Annotated in this window: 13 protein-coding genes, 1 tRNA gene and 1 pseudogene; 10 read left to right on the top strand and 5 right to left on the bottom strand. The window is 45.6% G+C overall.

Annotation, left to right across the window (positions count from 1 at the left end; genetic code table 11):
* Positions 1–289 precede the first annotated feature (289 nt).
* The 4 genes from JGK22_RS05260 to rfbB all read right to left on the bottom strand — a co-directional run bounded on the left by JGK22_RS05260 (position 290) and on the right by rfbB (position 4024).
* Positions 290–967 carry an HpsJ family protein gene (locus JGK22_RS05260; RefSeq protein ID WP_293181666.1) on the bottom strand — a complete coding sequence of 226 codons (678 nt, stop codon included), beginning with the start codon at positions 965–967 and terminating at the stop codon, positions 290–292.
* Between the two features lie 175 nt (positions 968–1142).
* Entirely contained in the window at positions 1143–1811 is a 669-nt protein-coding gene (locus tag JGK22_RS05255) for a cyanoexosortase A system-associated protein (RefSeq protein ID WP_293181664.1), read from the bottom strand.
* Positions 1812–1819: 8 nt separating this feature from the next.
* Entirely contained in the window at positions 1820–2662 is an 843-nt protein-coding gene (gene crtA / locus JGK22_RS05250) for a cyanoexosortase A (protein WP_293181662.1), read from the bottom strand.
* Between the two features lie 255 nt (positions 2663–2917).
* Positions 2918–4024: a dTDP-glucose 4,6-dehydratase gene (gene rfbB / locus JGK22_RS05245; protein WP_293181660.1), complete on the bottom strand. Its 1107-nt coding sequence runs from the start codon at positions 4022–4024 to the stop codon at positions 2918–2920.
* Between the two features lie 470 nt (positions 4025–4494).
* Here rfbB and JGK22_RS05240 point away from each other — a divergent pair, with 470 nt between their 5' ends.
* From JGK22_RS05240 to JGK22_RS05220, 6 genes and pseudogenes are all read left to right on the top strand, one after another.
* Positions 4495–4983, top strand: coding sequence for a hypothetical protein (locus tag JGK22_RS05240; RefSeq protein ID WP_293181658.1), 489 nt, complete (start codon positions 4495–4497; stop codon positions 4981–4983).
* Between the two features lie 99 nt (positions 4984–5082).
* Positions 5083–5280, top strand: a complete 198-nt coding sequence (locus tag JGK22_RS05235) for a hypothetical protein (protein ID WP_293181656.1) — start codon at positions 5083–5085, stop codon at positions 5278–5280.
* 27 nt (positions 5281–5307) lie between these two features.
* The gene (locus JGK22_RS05230; protein ID WP_293181654.1) at positions 5308–5913 is read left to right on the top strand and encodes a DUF1517 domain-containing protein; all 606 of its coding nucleotides are present in this window, start codon (positions 5308–5310) and stop codon (positions 5911–5913) included.
* Between the two features lie 96 nt (positions 5914–6009).
* Entirely contained in the window at positions 6010–6900 is an 891-nt protein-coding gene (locus tag JGK22_RS05225; RefSeq protein WP_293181652.1) for a hypothetical protein, read from the top strand.
* Between the two features lie 224 nt (positions 6901–7124).
* Positions 7125–7184: pseudogene (locus tag JGK22_RS33210) on the top strand (DUF3370 family protein); the annotation flags it as partial.
* Positions 7185–7276: 92 nt separating this feature from the next.
* Positions 7277–8293, top strand: coding sequence for an S-layer homology domain-containing protein (locus JGK22_RS05220; RefSeq protein WP_293312476.1), 1017 nt, complete (start codon positions 7277–7279; stop codon positions 8291–8293).
* Positions 8294–8682: 389 nt separating this feature from the next.
* Here the strand turns inward: JGK22_RS05220 and JGK22_RS05215 are convergent, their stop codons facing one another.
* Complete coding sequence (locus JGK22_RS05215; protein WP_293181648.1) at positions 8683–10275, bottom strand: peptidoglycan-binding protein; 1593 nt, start codon at positions 10273–10275, stop codon at positions 8683–8685.
* A gap of 246 nt (positions 10276–10521) precedes the next feature.
* Between JGK22_RS05215 and alr the strand changes: the two genes are divergently transcribed.
* The 4 genes from alr to JGK22_RS05195 all read left to right on the top strand — a co-directional run bounded on the left by alr (position 10522) and on the right by JGK22_RS05195 (position 14305).
* Positions 10522–11724 (top strand): alanine racemase, encoded by a 1203-nt coding sequence (gene alr / locus JGK22_RS05210; protein WP_293193703.1) that lies wholly within the window; start codon positions 10522–10524, stop codon positions 11722–11724.
* A gap of 51 nt (positions 11725–11775) precedes the next feature.
* Entirely contained in the window at positions 11776–12798 is a 1023-nt protein-coding gene (locus JGK22_RS05205) for a mechanosensitive ion channel family protein (protein WP_293205244.1), read from the top strand.
* 159 nt (positions 12799–12957) lie between these two features.
* A complete protein-coding gene (locus tag JGK22_RS05200; protein WP_293181642.1) occupies positions 12958–14085 on the top strand; it encodes a patatin-like phospholipase family protein in 1128 nt (375 codons plus the stop codon).
* 131 nt (positions 14086–14216) lie between these two features.
* A tRNA-Ser gene (locus JGK22_RS05195) sits at positions 14217–14305 on the top strand.
* Positions 14306–14504: the final 199 nt, after the last annotated feature.

The raw sequence follows: 14504 nt of genomic DNA, 5'->3' as shown, positions 1-14504 counted from the left end.
TATTCCAACCTTAGCAGAACTTGCGAGTGAAAAAGCTACCCACAATTGAGCAACAATGGGTAGATTTGTCCAAGAATCAAGTTACAGTTTCTAGCCCCCTTAAAAAAGGTGGGGACAAGTATCCGAGCAAAGTCCCCCTTCTTAAACGGGATTTAGCAGGGTCAAAGAGTGGCTCGCGTCTGGGACAATAAAACCACCCTGCTTCAGAAGGGGGATGCGAGGGGAATGTGGACTCGGATAAAAGCGAGATGATTCAATCGTTTCAGACTTAAGTTGAGACCAATACTTACTACCTAGCCCAGTCAGTACCGCGCCATATCGTGAAAAACAAGACGCTAGAAATCAACGCGCCCAGCAGCCACTTAACAGCATTTTTAAATAACCCCATGCGCTGATTTGACTGCACCGTGGCCCTTTGCGCCTGCAAGCGTTCCTTAGCCGGAGTAATTCTCGAAAGAATTTGGCTTTTCAATTCCTGCGGGTTTTGCGTATTCGCTTGCACTCCCAAACGGCTAAGTTCCCCAGCCAAAGTCTTTAAATCTTCAGGAGTACCCTTATTCAGCCGTTCTTCTACTTGCTGCAATTGAGCTAATTGTTGGTCGGCTTGAGTAGTAATTTGCTTGTCGTTTTGGTTGTTGACATAGATAGTGCCAAAAATTCCCAAGGGCATCATCAACAGAAAAATCACCGCCAGCAGCAGACAAACCCAAGACAAAACTTTCAAAAGAATGTTTTCCAAACTTCTGCGGTCATATCCTTCGCCAAAAAATATCAGCGCCATTGCCAATAGAGGAACTGGCACCCGTTCCACTACAGCGCCAATTGTCTGCAATTCCCAGACGCGATTGCCAAAATTTGCTGGTATCAAAACTGCGATCGTATCTAATAAAGATAGAATTAATAGACCGTAGCCAATCCAACGCAACCTGTAGATAGAAAAACCTTGCTCGCCTTGTACGTCATTCATAACATCATCACAGTTGTTGTTAACAAAAACAATCTCTCTCGATCCGCTAAAAAACGGATACAAGCTACAGATTGAAGTAGTCGAGTCTCCACATTTTAGACCAAAGTTAGAGTTCCTAGATTCATCTGCTATTGTAAATCTAAAATCTAAAATCTAAAATCTAAAATCGACTGACTTAAGGTTCGGGAAATCGCGGCTGCCACCACCCATACCAAGAAACCCAAGCATTTTCTAGCAGTTTTTGGGCATTTTCTGGAGTTGTTTTATCCAAAGGCACAGACATCTGAGTCCACAAACATCGCTTGTCTTGAATATTTCCCCTACCCAACAGCCAAAACAAAACCCGGTTTGGCTGCCAATCGCGAGTGTTGCGATTGTATCTAAACTGTTCGGCAGTGACTGTAGCACTGCCGCGAGGATTGATACACGAACTCAAATACAATCGATTTTGCTGTTGCAAAATTCCGTGAAACCCCGCGCCTTGAGTGTTTGCTAATGTTAGTTTACCAGGAGACGACTTCAGAATAGTATGTCCCTTCATCATACTTTCCACATCCCCGATGGTGCCTACCACATAGCGCATCTCTATTTCTAGAGCAATGTTACTTTTTTGATATTCATACTTTCTGGCAGCCTTGACTTCTGAAGTATCGCTAATTTTCAGCGGCGCGCTGTTTTGTAGTTTCCACTCTGCTAGAGGCACCGTAGAGGGAAAGTCAAACTGGGTTGCAGAATTATTGCCTTTCGAGGGATAGAATGTCAATTTGCCTGCGACTAATAAAACCCCTGCAAGAGTAACAGCCAAAAGAGAAATCCTAACTGGTTTCCAATAGGTAATAGCCATTATTAATTTTATTGCTCCTGATTTTGTGGTTCGTTTTTTAAGATGGCAAACCAGCAGAATAACCCGAAAATTAATACAGCAATCATCGAAAAGACTACCGAACCATTTCCTTCGTGCCAGTATTTAAATGCTTGGGGTTGAGATAACGATACTAGCACTGCCATGAGAGAAACTCGGGCGGCATTAACTACAAATGCAATCAGGACTGCAACGATCGGCACTAGAATTTTCTGCCCCACAGTTGTCGGAAACATCAGCAAGAAAACCAGGGCTAGTCCTAACAATTGTAGAATTGCATTCACCCCCGAACAGCCGTGATATACTTCGACGCTGCCCTTTTCTAGGATGAGAAAAACTCCTTTGCGTTGAACTTCAAATCCTATATAGTGCAGGATAAAAGTTGAAACTTTTGCTGTGTATAGAGCTACATCAACAAATACTCCGATTAATCCGGGAGGAATAGCTGTATAGGCAAGAATTAGCAGTTCCTGCGAATATTGTTTCAGTCCTTTTGTGCCGGAAGCTAGCAAGGCCAGACTTATTCCTGTCAAGAAAGGCGAAGCCCTGATAAAAAAGTCGTATCCAAATATCGAAGAACTTTTGAGCAAGATGAAAGCAATTAACGATGCCCCAAAGAAACTGGCGAAAATTCCACTTTCAAAGGTTAAGGATTCGTGCCTTTCCCAAATGAGAAATGCTACAACTCCCCAAAACAGTAACATTGTGCCAAATAGGTCTGTGTCGTTGGTTCTGGAAGTCAGAGTCAGTTGCACGGCAATCAAACCGGAGGCGATGCCTAACAGCCAGTATTTCGGTTCTTGGATGTGTTTTAGCCAGTTGATTTCGGTCATTGCTGCTTTCTGTTTTTACTAAAAACTTTTAAAATGCTTAATTCGATCGCTCTTTTGAAATTATCAGCTACAAACAGTTGGTTTTATGGGCTATGGATGAAGTTTAACTAAATCTTCACATACATTGACAATTGTCAATGTATGTGATAAATGCAAAAGTCATTGTTGGTCGTTATTTGTTAGTTGTTAAGTATTAGGTGTTAATTACTGGTTTTAATAACTAATAACGAATAACCAATAACGAATAACCAATAACTAATTAGCGTATATCTTGCTGTAGTAAGTTTGATATTCCTCGGAAAGCAGGGGTTCCCACCACTCGCGATGGGCTAAGTACCATTCCACGGTCTGCCGCAAACCTTCTTCAACTGTGACTGAGGGAGTCCAACCTAACTCTGTTTTAATTTTGTTGGCATCAATAGCATAACGCCGATCGTGCCCAGCTCGATCTTTGACAAATGAGATCAGTTGTTCGCAAGGACGCGCGGGCAAATCAGCAGCTAATTCGTCCATTAGTTGGCAGAGCATTTTGACTAAATCGAGATTTTTTACCTCGTTATTGCCACCAACATTGTAGGTTTCTCCGGGCTGGCCGCGGTTGATAACGGCATCTAAGGCGCGGCAGTGGTCGAGCACGAACAGCCAATCTCGCACGTTTTGACCGTCGCCGTATACTGGCAGCGGTTTGCCCAATAGCATATTGATGCACATTAATGGAATCAGCTTTTCGGGGAAGTGATAGGGGCCGTAATTGTTGGAACAGTTGGTGATAATTGTCGGCAGCCCGTAGGTGTGGAAATAGGCGCGGGCGAGGTGGTCGCTGCCAGCTTTGGAGGCTGAGTAGGGACTGTTGGGGGAGTAGGCGGTTGTTTCGGTAAATGCTGGGTCGTCGGGGCCGAGACTGCCGTAAACTTCGTCGGTAGAAACGTGGAGGAAGCGCATTTGTGATTTCACAGACGAATCATCAATTGCTTCCCAATGCTTGCGGAAGGCTTCTAAGAGTGTGAAGGTGCCGACTACGTTGGTTTGAACGAAGGCGCCAGGCCCGATAATCGATCGGTCAACGTGAGATTCTGCGGCAAAGTGAGCGACTGTGTTGATGTTTTCTTCTTTCAGCAAGGTATCGACTAGGGTACGATCGCAAATATCTCCCTGCACAAACCGAAAATTTTCTCCTCCTTCCAAACTTGCCAGGGTTTGTCTGTTGCCGGCGTAGGTTAAAGCGTCGAGCACGACTACTCGCGAGCCCGGATAGCTGCTGCACCAGTGATGCACAAAATTCGAGCCGATAAATCCAGCCCCGCCCGTCACCAACAATCGATGAGGATCTCGCTCCATGCCTTGATTCCCGCTGTTTGTCATAAAAATAAAAGTTTTTCCAATAACTAAGCCTTTTCAAAAGTAGCCTTAAAAGTAGTTTTTCATCAAGTGTGGGTCGCCCTGTGATTAAAATTTCTATGGTCTCATATCATTTCCGGTACGGCAGTGCCGTGTCCCTACCGTGATTAATCGTAGGGACACGGCACTGCCGTCTCCTAATTTCCGTTAATAATTCCGATGCAACCGGAAACGATATCACTTCAGATTTTCTAATTTGGGCGCGATCGCAATATTGACTCGGTTGACTTTAATTTATAACGGTTTGTTTGTCAAAACGCTTGCTAAACAGTGGTTTCAGCTTTTTTACCTGGCAACTTTAAATTTCAATGGCGATGGGGAGATGTTGGCAGTTGCGATCGATCTGTGATTTTGGTGGCGATCGCCTGTTGATAGATTTGTAAAGAGCTGTTACCATTTATTTTTTAATTATCCTTTACAATCTCCAGAGCACCATGAAGAAGTTTCAAGTGTTAGCTGGCATTGCTTCCACCGTTGCGATCGCGAGCAGCATCGCCATAGGTGACCCTGCATCTGCTTTCCCCTGTTCCTACAAAAAATCTGGGGCTGCTCAATCTGGTTCTGGGCCAACAATCGTGGGTTCCGGCGGCTCGGATCGAATGAATCCGTGGAAATCCAACAAAACAGTAGCTCTCGGTTTCCTAGGCTTGGCTGGGATTTTGGGTGGAGGTGCGGCCTACATGAGCTACCGCGCCGGTCAGCGCGCCTCTGCTGCTTGCGATGCGATGAGCGATAATTTTGAAGTTTTTGAAGAGTCGCTAGATCCGATCGCAGATACAGGTGTAGCTGAGCCAGCAGATGCGGTTGCAGGCGTTCGCGAACACCCGGAAGCTCCGGGCGGCGAGCTGGATTTGCCCGTAGCGCAAGTTGCCGAGGTGAGTTCGGAAAGTGCGATCGAACCAGTCGAAAGTGCGATCGTCTAATAGTTATCTCCAACCAAAGTATTCGCTCAGCAAGCCTCCAATTTTGCCAGATTGGAGGTTTTTTGATTTTAAATTATCGACGGCTACAATTTGCTTTGATTGCGATCGAAACACAGCTTTCCGATCGCAGATCGATCGAGAGCGCGCAATTCGATCGTCGGATTCAAAAATGCTATAAATTTAGATGACTCAAAGCAAGACAGCACGCTACCTTTGGCGATCGCTAAAAATACTCTTCAGATCAATCTGAGGGTAGACGGCAAAAGTTCCAATCGCCTGCTACGGTTTAAAATATAGCCCTACAGATGACAACTATAGGTTTTTATGAATGCTTGGCGCGATCGATTCAATCAATTTACAGGTAAAACTAGACTGGCAGTTTGCCGCGTGTTCGTTCAGCTAACAGGCGAAGAAGTTGCACCGCTGTTAGGAGTTCTCAACCGCACCGCCAGAGAAGGAATTAATGGCGATGGTGACTTAGCAATTTTAGGAGAAGGTCTTGTAGAAATTTGCAATCACCTGTTACAGTACGATAACTACTGGCAAGCCGCCGCTAATGAAGGCGATGTTTTTTGGGATGAAGGCGAAGCTGGCGATTATGTGGATGAAATTTTCACTGATTCAGCCGATCGCTATCTCAGCGAGCCTCAATACAGCACTTCTGTTTCCGATAAAAATTCCCCCTTGTCTTTGCCAGTAACTAGAAATGTGGTGGTGATGCTGACAGTCGCCTATGAAGGCGAAGTTCCGGCTCTCGAAACTGACCTCGCTGATATCGGCGCCCTGAAAGTCGGTTTAAAAGCACTGATTAATTTACATTACCAAGAAAGGCTGCGAGCTGTGCAAGTTCACTTTTCTCCCGCGCAGTTGGGAGACGAACTTACTAACGACCAAGTTTTGGTAAATTTCCCCGAACTCATTCCCCTTTAAGGAAGTCATTAGTCATTAGTTATTAGTCAGTGGTTATTTGTTGGTTATTATAATAATCCATGCCCATGCCCAATTACCAATTACCAAATATTATTTATGCTGCGAAAACTGACAATTTATTTAATGACTTTAACTTTCTTGTGGACGGCAACTGCCTGCGGTTCTCCTACGCCAGAAACTCCTGTAAATGCTCCTGCAAATCCTGCTGCAAATAGGAATGTAAACACGGTGCGTCCTGCACCAAACAATAACTTGGCTCAAGGTCAATATCCCGTACAGCAAGCTACCTACGACGATTCGGATGGCGAATACAGTTTGATGTTGCTAAATACTCCCCCCGGCAGTACCCCAGTTTACCGCACTACCGATTTGCAAATGGCTCGATTAACGGAGGAAGAAATATCGGCAGGGAAGAAAAGTTATCTAAGTCTGGATAACAATAAAGCGAGCTTGCATTTGACAGAAGATTTTAAAATTGAGTACGTTCACAACGTGACTGAAACTGTCAATAACCCTCAAACCAATCAGCCACAAACAGTGGTAGTGAGACAACAATCAGGCTTCTGGGCGCCGTTTGCTGGGGCGATCGCCGGTCAGGCGATCGGCAGTTTGTTATTTACACCGCGATATTATATGCCGCCTCTGTATCAGCCGGGGATTATGACAGGATATGGCGGGTATGGCAATACTTACGTCCAAGCTGTTAACCAATATCAAACTCGCTACCAAGCCCCGCCTGCTGCGGTGAGAAACCGTGAAGTTTTAAGGACGACCGGCCGCTTGCGATCGCCCACATCGAACGTACCAGCAAGACGCCCAGCACAGCCAGGAGCCAATCGATCGACTGGTTCTGGTTACGGCGGCAGCGATTTGAGGCGATCGCAGCCCGGTCAAAATCAAAACAGGCGCAGTCCTAGTTTTGGTAGCGGGAGGAGTTCTCGCCAACCGAGTCGCAATCGTTCTTTCGGAAGTGGCAGAAGGCGCTGATCAAAGAGATTGCAAAATAGCTGGCGATCGCACAATTGCTGAATCATTCCTGCACCTTAAAAAAGGTATGTAGTTGCGCTTGGGCGCTCTTTAAATCTCGGAAAGAGCGCCCAAGCGCAACTACATACCTAAAAAATCTTTAACTATTGTGATAGTTGCGTCCAGAAATATGAATAACTTAGATTGAGACTGTAGCCAAATTTTAGTTTAGCTTGTAGCCAACTTTTATCTATCCTCCCGATGCTACGCCACCGCAGGTGTTGACGGTGAAAACTTTGGAATAGTTGTTTGGAATAGTTGATGGGAGCGATCTCTGCCTCTGGCAGACTCAAAAAATATGTGATTTAATTGCTTTATTGATATGTAGGTGACAAGTATGTCTTCTTCACAACCCCCGTCAGGGAAAAGAAAACCTTTAGGATTTGATGAATTAATTGCGATAGTCGTTGCTTTCGGCACGATGGGAGCAATTTTCTTTTGGGTAACAGGCAGAAATCCCGATCGATTGAATGCCAGAAGTTGGCAATTTCCAGCCGTTTTTTCTCAACCTGCTGCTGAGCCTGGGAACTCTACAATATTAACGCCACCGGAGGCGATTCCCGAAGTGCGATCGCCCGCTAGAACGATCCTTCCCTCGCAACCTGATGTCGTCCCTGTGGCACCTGTAGGGCCACTTTTTCCAGTAGTTCCTCCTATGGGGACGGTTGTTGTTCCCGAAACGCCAAGTGAGCGCGAGGCTGTCCCTCCAGTCATTACCAAACCGAAAGTGGCTAAACCAAAAGCCGGGCCCGTTAAATTCTCCGATGTTCCTGACAAATATTGGGCGCGTCCATTCATTGTAGCTTTAGCCGATCGGCAATTTTTTGCTGATTTCACGGACAACAAGTTTCGGCCAGACGAACCGATTACGCGATCGGAACTAGCGCGCTTAATTCAGGGAATGTCGGACAAAGAACCGCGCCGCAAACCGATTAATTTTAAAGACGTGAAGAATAACAGTCCGATCGCTGGGGCGATCGACCACAGCGTCAAAACTGGATATCTTAAAGGATACCCAGACAATGCCTTCCGTCCCGATAAAGAAGTCCCGCGCGTGGAAGTCATCGCAGCTTTAGCTAGCGGTTTAAACCTGAAACCGTCAGCGAAAGCCAGCAGAACATTACAAGTTTATACAGACAGGAAAAAAGTGCCGAAATGGGCAGTCAACAAAGTAGCAGCAGCCACGGAAGCTGGCATTGTTGTCAACAATCCGAAACCCACTCTTTTGCAGCCTAATAAAATAGCAACTCGTGCGGAAGTAGCAGCCATGATTTACGAAGCGATGGCGAAACAAGGTAAGGTTCCTGTTAAGCCTTCTGACTATGTTATGAAGCCTGTAAAGCCATCGAAATAAGATTTTTGGGTGCAGTCGAACCAACGCCCCAGAATCGGATTTAATCGTTATTGTTTGTAGTAAGGACTTCAGTCCTTTTTTTTGTCTTTCCCGAGGACTGAAGTCCTCACTACGAAACTGGTTTGTAGTAGGGAATGCAAGTCCTTTTTCCAGATTTTCCGGGAGCATCTCAGTTTTGCATTTGTAGTGCGAGCTTAAGAGCTCGCGTATTGTACAATACGCGAGCTCTTAAGCTCGCATTCAAAGAAAAAATGCTTTTTACCAGAATGATATGCTCCCGATTTCCTGCGGACTGAAGTCCTCACTACGAACCTGGTTTGTAGTAGGGAATGCAAGTCCTTTTTCCAGATTGTTCTGCGGACTGAAGTCCTCACTACGAACCTGGTAGATTAATCTTGGAACACCATAATGCTGCCAGAATAACAAGCAACCCAAACCTGATTAGTTTCCGGATCGTAAGTAATCCCGATCGGACTTGAATTAACATTAACTGTTTGCAGCACTTTCAGGTCGCTAGTCCTCACTTTGCTAACAGTATTCGATGAATAGTTAACCACATAAATCAGTTTGCCGTCACCAGAAATCGTCATGCTGCGAGGTGCATTTCCAGTCGAAACCTTATCTATCACTTCACCAGTTGCCAAATCGATCTTTGCCACATTCCCTTCACCGTTCAAAGTGGCATACATATACTTGCCATTGGGATCTATCGTCAAATGACGCGGCGCATTACCAATATTTCTCAACCATTCTACTGAAAAGTCTAGGAGATTTACTTTCGCAATATCGGAAGAACCCATGACGGCAATATAGGCATTTTTTGAATCGGGAGTAACCACAATACCCCGAGGATATGCACCCAGTTTTACCCGCTCGACTTCGCGATTTTTATTGATATCAACTACGCTCAAATCCCAAGTACACCAATTGCTCGCGAGTACGAAGCGATTGTCAGGCGAAACAGCATTAAATTTCGGAACCGCACCTACAGGAATTATCTTTTCTATTTTCAACGTTTGGGTGTTGATGCGGTACAGGAAACTTTGGTCGTGTTTGGCTGATGGAGAACACCTATCGCTCCCGGGATTGTCAAACCCAGAACCGTACATTTGATAGTTCGATACATAGCCATATTTACCATCTGTTGAAAAGGCGGCTTCTACGGGAGAACCTTTGTAATTGCCTTTGAATTTAGAAAAGCCAAATTTTGACAAGTTTACTGTATCGGAAATAGTCTTGACTAATTTAAATTTCCTATTGTAAACGGTGATGCTGTGGCTGTACATCATGTTTTGAGCAAAAAATAAACCGTCTCCCGAATAAACTATTGATTTCGGCGATATTTTGCCGTAAATAGTTTTTTTCAAAGTCATTTTTCCTTCGGTGTTTGCAAGCCTTTTGCCGGGTAATTCATTTTCTTTTTTGTCGGAGGTTGGCGCAGCAGTTTCAGTTTTAAATGGTGGTAAAAATGGTTCTTCAAAAAGAGGCTGTTTGGGCTGATTTTTAGTTGGATCTTCGAGTTGGTTGCTGTTTTCTGTGGGGGTAGGAGATGGCGAAGGTCGATCGACTTTTGACGCTGTTTTTTCCGCAGATTCCTTGTCAGCGCTGGCGGCTGGCGACTTGCCTTTGAGGGCTGACAAGGTTTGAGGGCCGATTATTCCGTCAACTTTCAGCTTGTTGTCTGCTTGGAACTTTTTCACCGCAGCCTGGGTTACGGAACCGTAAAATCCTGTAGCCCTACCGCCAAAATGTCCTGATGCTTGCAGAGTTTTCTGTATTTCGACAACTTCCGGGCCTGAATCGCCTTTTGTCATTCTGATGGCGAGGGCGGGATAGACTAAATTTAAAATTGCGAGAGAGATTGTAAAGAAGAGTAAAGGAGTTGCAGCTAAATTTAGGTGCGTTTTGGAGTTGGGCGATCGAGTTTGAGTTGGGGGCGTTTCCCAAGTTTCAGCTAAATGCAGGTAAGCCAATCCGTCCATAGTTTTTACGGGTATTTTTGATGCTATGATACACCAGCTAATACCATTTTAGATTTTAGATTTGAGATTTTGGATTTGAGATTTGGCAATCACTGATGATATAACGGTTTGGCTCTGGTCTAGTGTTGCAGGATTTTTGTTAACCGGTATAACACATTGATTAAAACGAAAATTTAATTATAATTACACCGAGGGTGCAATCTCCAAGCAGTTTTTAATGGTGCCAGCAAGTAGGAGCGATCGACAATGTTGAGTGAGGAACAAACGGCCGCAGGATCGACAACCCAAAAATCCCGCCAGACGGTGCTGTGGGACGGTGACGGCGGACTTTGCCAGCGGGCTTGGGTAGAAATAGATTTAGCAGCTTTAACTCACAATGTAAAACAGCTTAAGCATCTATTATCTCCCAACACAGAACTGATGGCAGTTGTGAAAGCGGATGCTTACGGACACGGTGCGATCGCAGTTAGTCAAACTGCATTGCAAGCAGGCGCTAGTTGGCTGGGAGTGGCGACAATTCCCGAAGGCATAGAATTGCGGGAAGCTGGGATAGAAGCACCGATTTTGCTGTTGGGGGCAACCAATACACCGGCACAGGTAAAGGCGATCGCCCAATGGCACTTGCAACCTACTATTTGTACTGCCAAACAAGCCCTAATTTTTTCGGAAGTTCTCGTCAGTCTCAACCAATCTTTGCCCGTTCACGCTAAGTTAGATACGGGAATGTCTCGCTTGGGTACTTCTTGGCAAGACGCAACAGAATTTGTGCAATTAGTCAATGGTTTGCCAAATTTAAAATTAGCCAGCATTTACTCTCACTTGGCGACAGCCGACAGTCCCGATCGCGCCGTGATGAGAGAGCAACAGCAACGGTTCAAAAAGGCGATCGCCCAAATCCAAGCAGCAGGAATTAACCCCTGTCGCCTGCACTTGGCAAACTCTGCTGCCGCCCTCACAGACCCCGATTTGCACTACGATTTAGTACGAGCGGGTTTGGCTACCTACGGTCTTTATCCTGCTCCTCACTTGCAGGCGATCGCTTCTTTGCAGCCCGCAATGCAGGTCAAAGCCCGAGTAACGCAGGTGAAAACAATTGCAGCAGGCACCGGCGTCAGTTATGGCTATAAATTTATTGCTGGGCGCGAGACACAGATTGCCGTAGTTGGTATCGGTTATGCAGACGGGATTCCGCGCAATCTTTCTACTAAAATGCAGGTTTTAGTTAGGGGTAAATTTGTGCCGCAAGTCGGGGCCGTGACGATGGATCAATTAATGCTGGATGTGACCGATATTCCCGATTTAGAAGTCGGTGAAGTGGTGACGTTGTTGGGGAATGATGGAGAAAATAAAATTACTGCTGACGATTGGGCAGAAATCTTAGGGACTATTTCCTGGGAAATTTTGTGCGGTTTTAAACACCGATTGCCCCGCGTTACAGTAAACTGTTAACTAGCGGGAATACCGATCGCAGAGGTTGATGGCGAGGGAGCATCTCAATGAATGCAAAAAAGCAATTTCTTTACAGTGCTGTCCCCGCTCGCGATTATAGATCGCGAGCGGGGACAGCACTATAAAATCAAAACATCACAACTGAGATGCTCCCAATGGCGATCGGGACTATATTATAAGTTATACCAATTACCAATTACCAATTACCAATTACCAATTACTAATATGACAACGCTCCGCACAGTAAAACTAATATCTCAAACCTTCACCGCGCAGCTAGATGCAGAGAGAATACAGGCGATGCAAGTAGCTCAAGAATTCTCCAAAAAATTCGTAGAATTGGGGTTTCAGATTGTACCTCAAGTGCTGTGGGCGATCGGCATTTTGTTAATTACGCGATTTGCGATCGGGTTTGCGAGTAACGTGACTCGTCGAGCTCTGGGCCGCACCGAGCCCACGCTGCGGAAATTCTTAGTTCAAGCTGCCGAAATTGCGATTTTGATTGTCGGCGCAGTCGCGGCTTTGAGTCAGTTGGGAATTCAAACTACTAGCGTGGTGGCGGTAGTGGGTGCGGCGGGTTTGGCGATTGGTTTGGCGTGGCAAAATACTCTATCGCACTTTGCTGCTGGGGTAATGTTGATTAGTTTACGGCCTTTTGAGGTCGGAGATGCGATCGAAGCTACGGATGTGAAGGGAGTTGTCGATAGCATCGGGATTTTTTCAACAACCGTCGTGACGGACGATCGCATAAAAATTATTGTTCCGAATAATAATTTATTTAACGGTACACTGAAAAATACCACAGCGATGGGTACGAGGCGGGTAGACTTAAAAATTGATATTGGCGATCGGCCGATTCGTCCGATGATGGCCGAGTTACTAGAAATTGCCCATTCTCACCCGCTGGTGTTGGAAAATCCGCCCCCAACTTGTTTGGTAATCGAGATCTCTCCTGATACAACTATTCTATCCCTGCGACCCTGGTGCGCGTCGGTGGCCTACGAACAAGTGCGATCGCAAATTCAAGAACACGTCAAAGAAGCCATGAATGCCCACAAAAATCAACAACAATAAATAACTCTTTTCAAACAAACGCAGTACAAAAAAACGATTTTCGTAGAGCACTGCCCCCGTGCTGGCACTTCCAGGTTTCTGATATATAGCTGATTAAGCTGGCATCTCCTGTATTAATCAAAAATCCCAAATCCCAAATCTAAAAATCCCAAATCTAAAATGAGTAATTGGTCTCCCCAGCAAATTTTGCAAGAACCCGGTGTCAGGATGTCCGCCACCGAGAAAGAAACAATTCTCAAAAAATTTCCGCCTCCCGACGAAAAAAAACAAATCTATGCCGACGCCATTTTTGAAGGCGGCGGCGTGCGCGGACTTGCATTTTTAGGCGCACTCAGATGCTGCCACGATTTGGGCATCCGCTGGCGAAAATTGGCCGGTACTTCTGCGGGTGCAATTACTGCGGCAGTATTGGCAACAGACTTGTCAATGGACGACTTGGAGGAGTTGTTAGGACAGCTCGATTATAGCCTATTTTTAACTCAAAAAAACAGTCCTCTAATTTTAAATGGCGACCCCGCCGACGACTTGCAATCCCCAGCTTGGACGCTACTTTTCCTCACAATTAGCCGCCAGATGGGAGAATATTCTGCACAACCTTTTCGGCAGTGGTTGGAAGCAACACTTGGTAAAGGTCACTTGCACACTTTTGCCGATGTCAAACAACTGGTAAAAGAGCGGGAATTAAAAGTAGTAATATCCAACCTAACTCGCGGTGAAATGTTGGTGCTTCCCGATGACTTGCGGCGGCAAGACTCTGCCGATTCCGATCCTTTGTACCAGCAGTTGCGGCTCCAAAATCCCGAAGACTTTAGCGTAGCTGAAGCTGTGCGGCTGTCGATGAGTATTCCGCTATTTTTTGAGCCGGGAAAACTGGGCAACGACTTAATTGTCGATGGCGGAATTCTGAGCAATTTCCCGCTGTGGATTTATGACAAACAATCTGTCGGTTCGACTCCCACTATGCCCCGCTGGTTTACCTTTGGGTTTCGATTGGTCGATACTGGCATTGAGAATCAAGTTAAAATTAACACTCCGCTGTCGATGCTGGCGGCGATGTTCCGAACGATGATGAAAGCAAGAGACCGCTATCACCAGCGGGAAATGGATAAAGGGCGAGTTATTAATATTGATGTGACTGAAGCTGGGGTAACGACGACGGATTTTCACCTTGATGGCGATCGCAAGGCTAAACTATATCGATTGGGGTATGTGTCTACTAAGAGATTCTTTTTGAGTTCCAATTTTAGCTGGGAAAAGCACTTGAAGGCCAGGGGCTTTGGGGAATAGGAGAGGGGGAGAATGGGGAAATATCCCTTCCTCCTTCGACAAAACGTATACAGATTAAGGGTTTGAGGAATTTTAAAAATAGGGCTTGGCAAGAATAGGATGTGTGTGCTATAGTAAGTTACTGTCATCTTGGAGAGGTGGCTGAGTGGTCGAAAGCGGCAGATTGCTAATCTGTTAAGGGTGTTAACATCCTTCGAGGGTTCAAATCCCTCCCTCTCCGTTCTAAAACTTCCTTACCTAGCAACGACTCAAAGTCAAAAAAGGTACGTAGTTGCGCTTGAGCGCTCCGGAATTGCTAATCTAAAGCATAAAGGACAGATAAAAAAGGTACGTAGTTGCGCTTGAGCGCTCCGGAATTGCTAATCTAAAGCATAAAGGACAGACAAAAAAGGTACGTAGTTGCGATTGAGCGCTCCGGA

The sequence above is a fragment of the Microcoleus sp. PH2017_08_TRC_O_A genome (assembly GCF_020738665.1).
GTDB lineage: Bacteria > Cyanobacteriota > Cyanobacteriia > Cyanobacteriales > Microcoleaceae > Microcoleus.
Note: the sequence above shows the minus strand (reverse complement) of the source record. Positions and strands in the feature narration are given on the sequence as shown.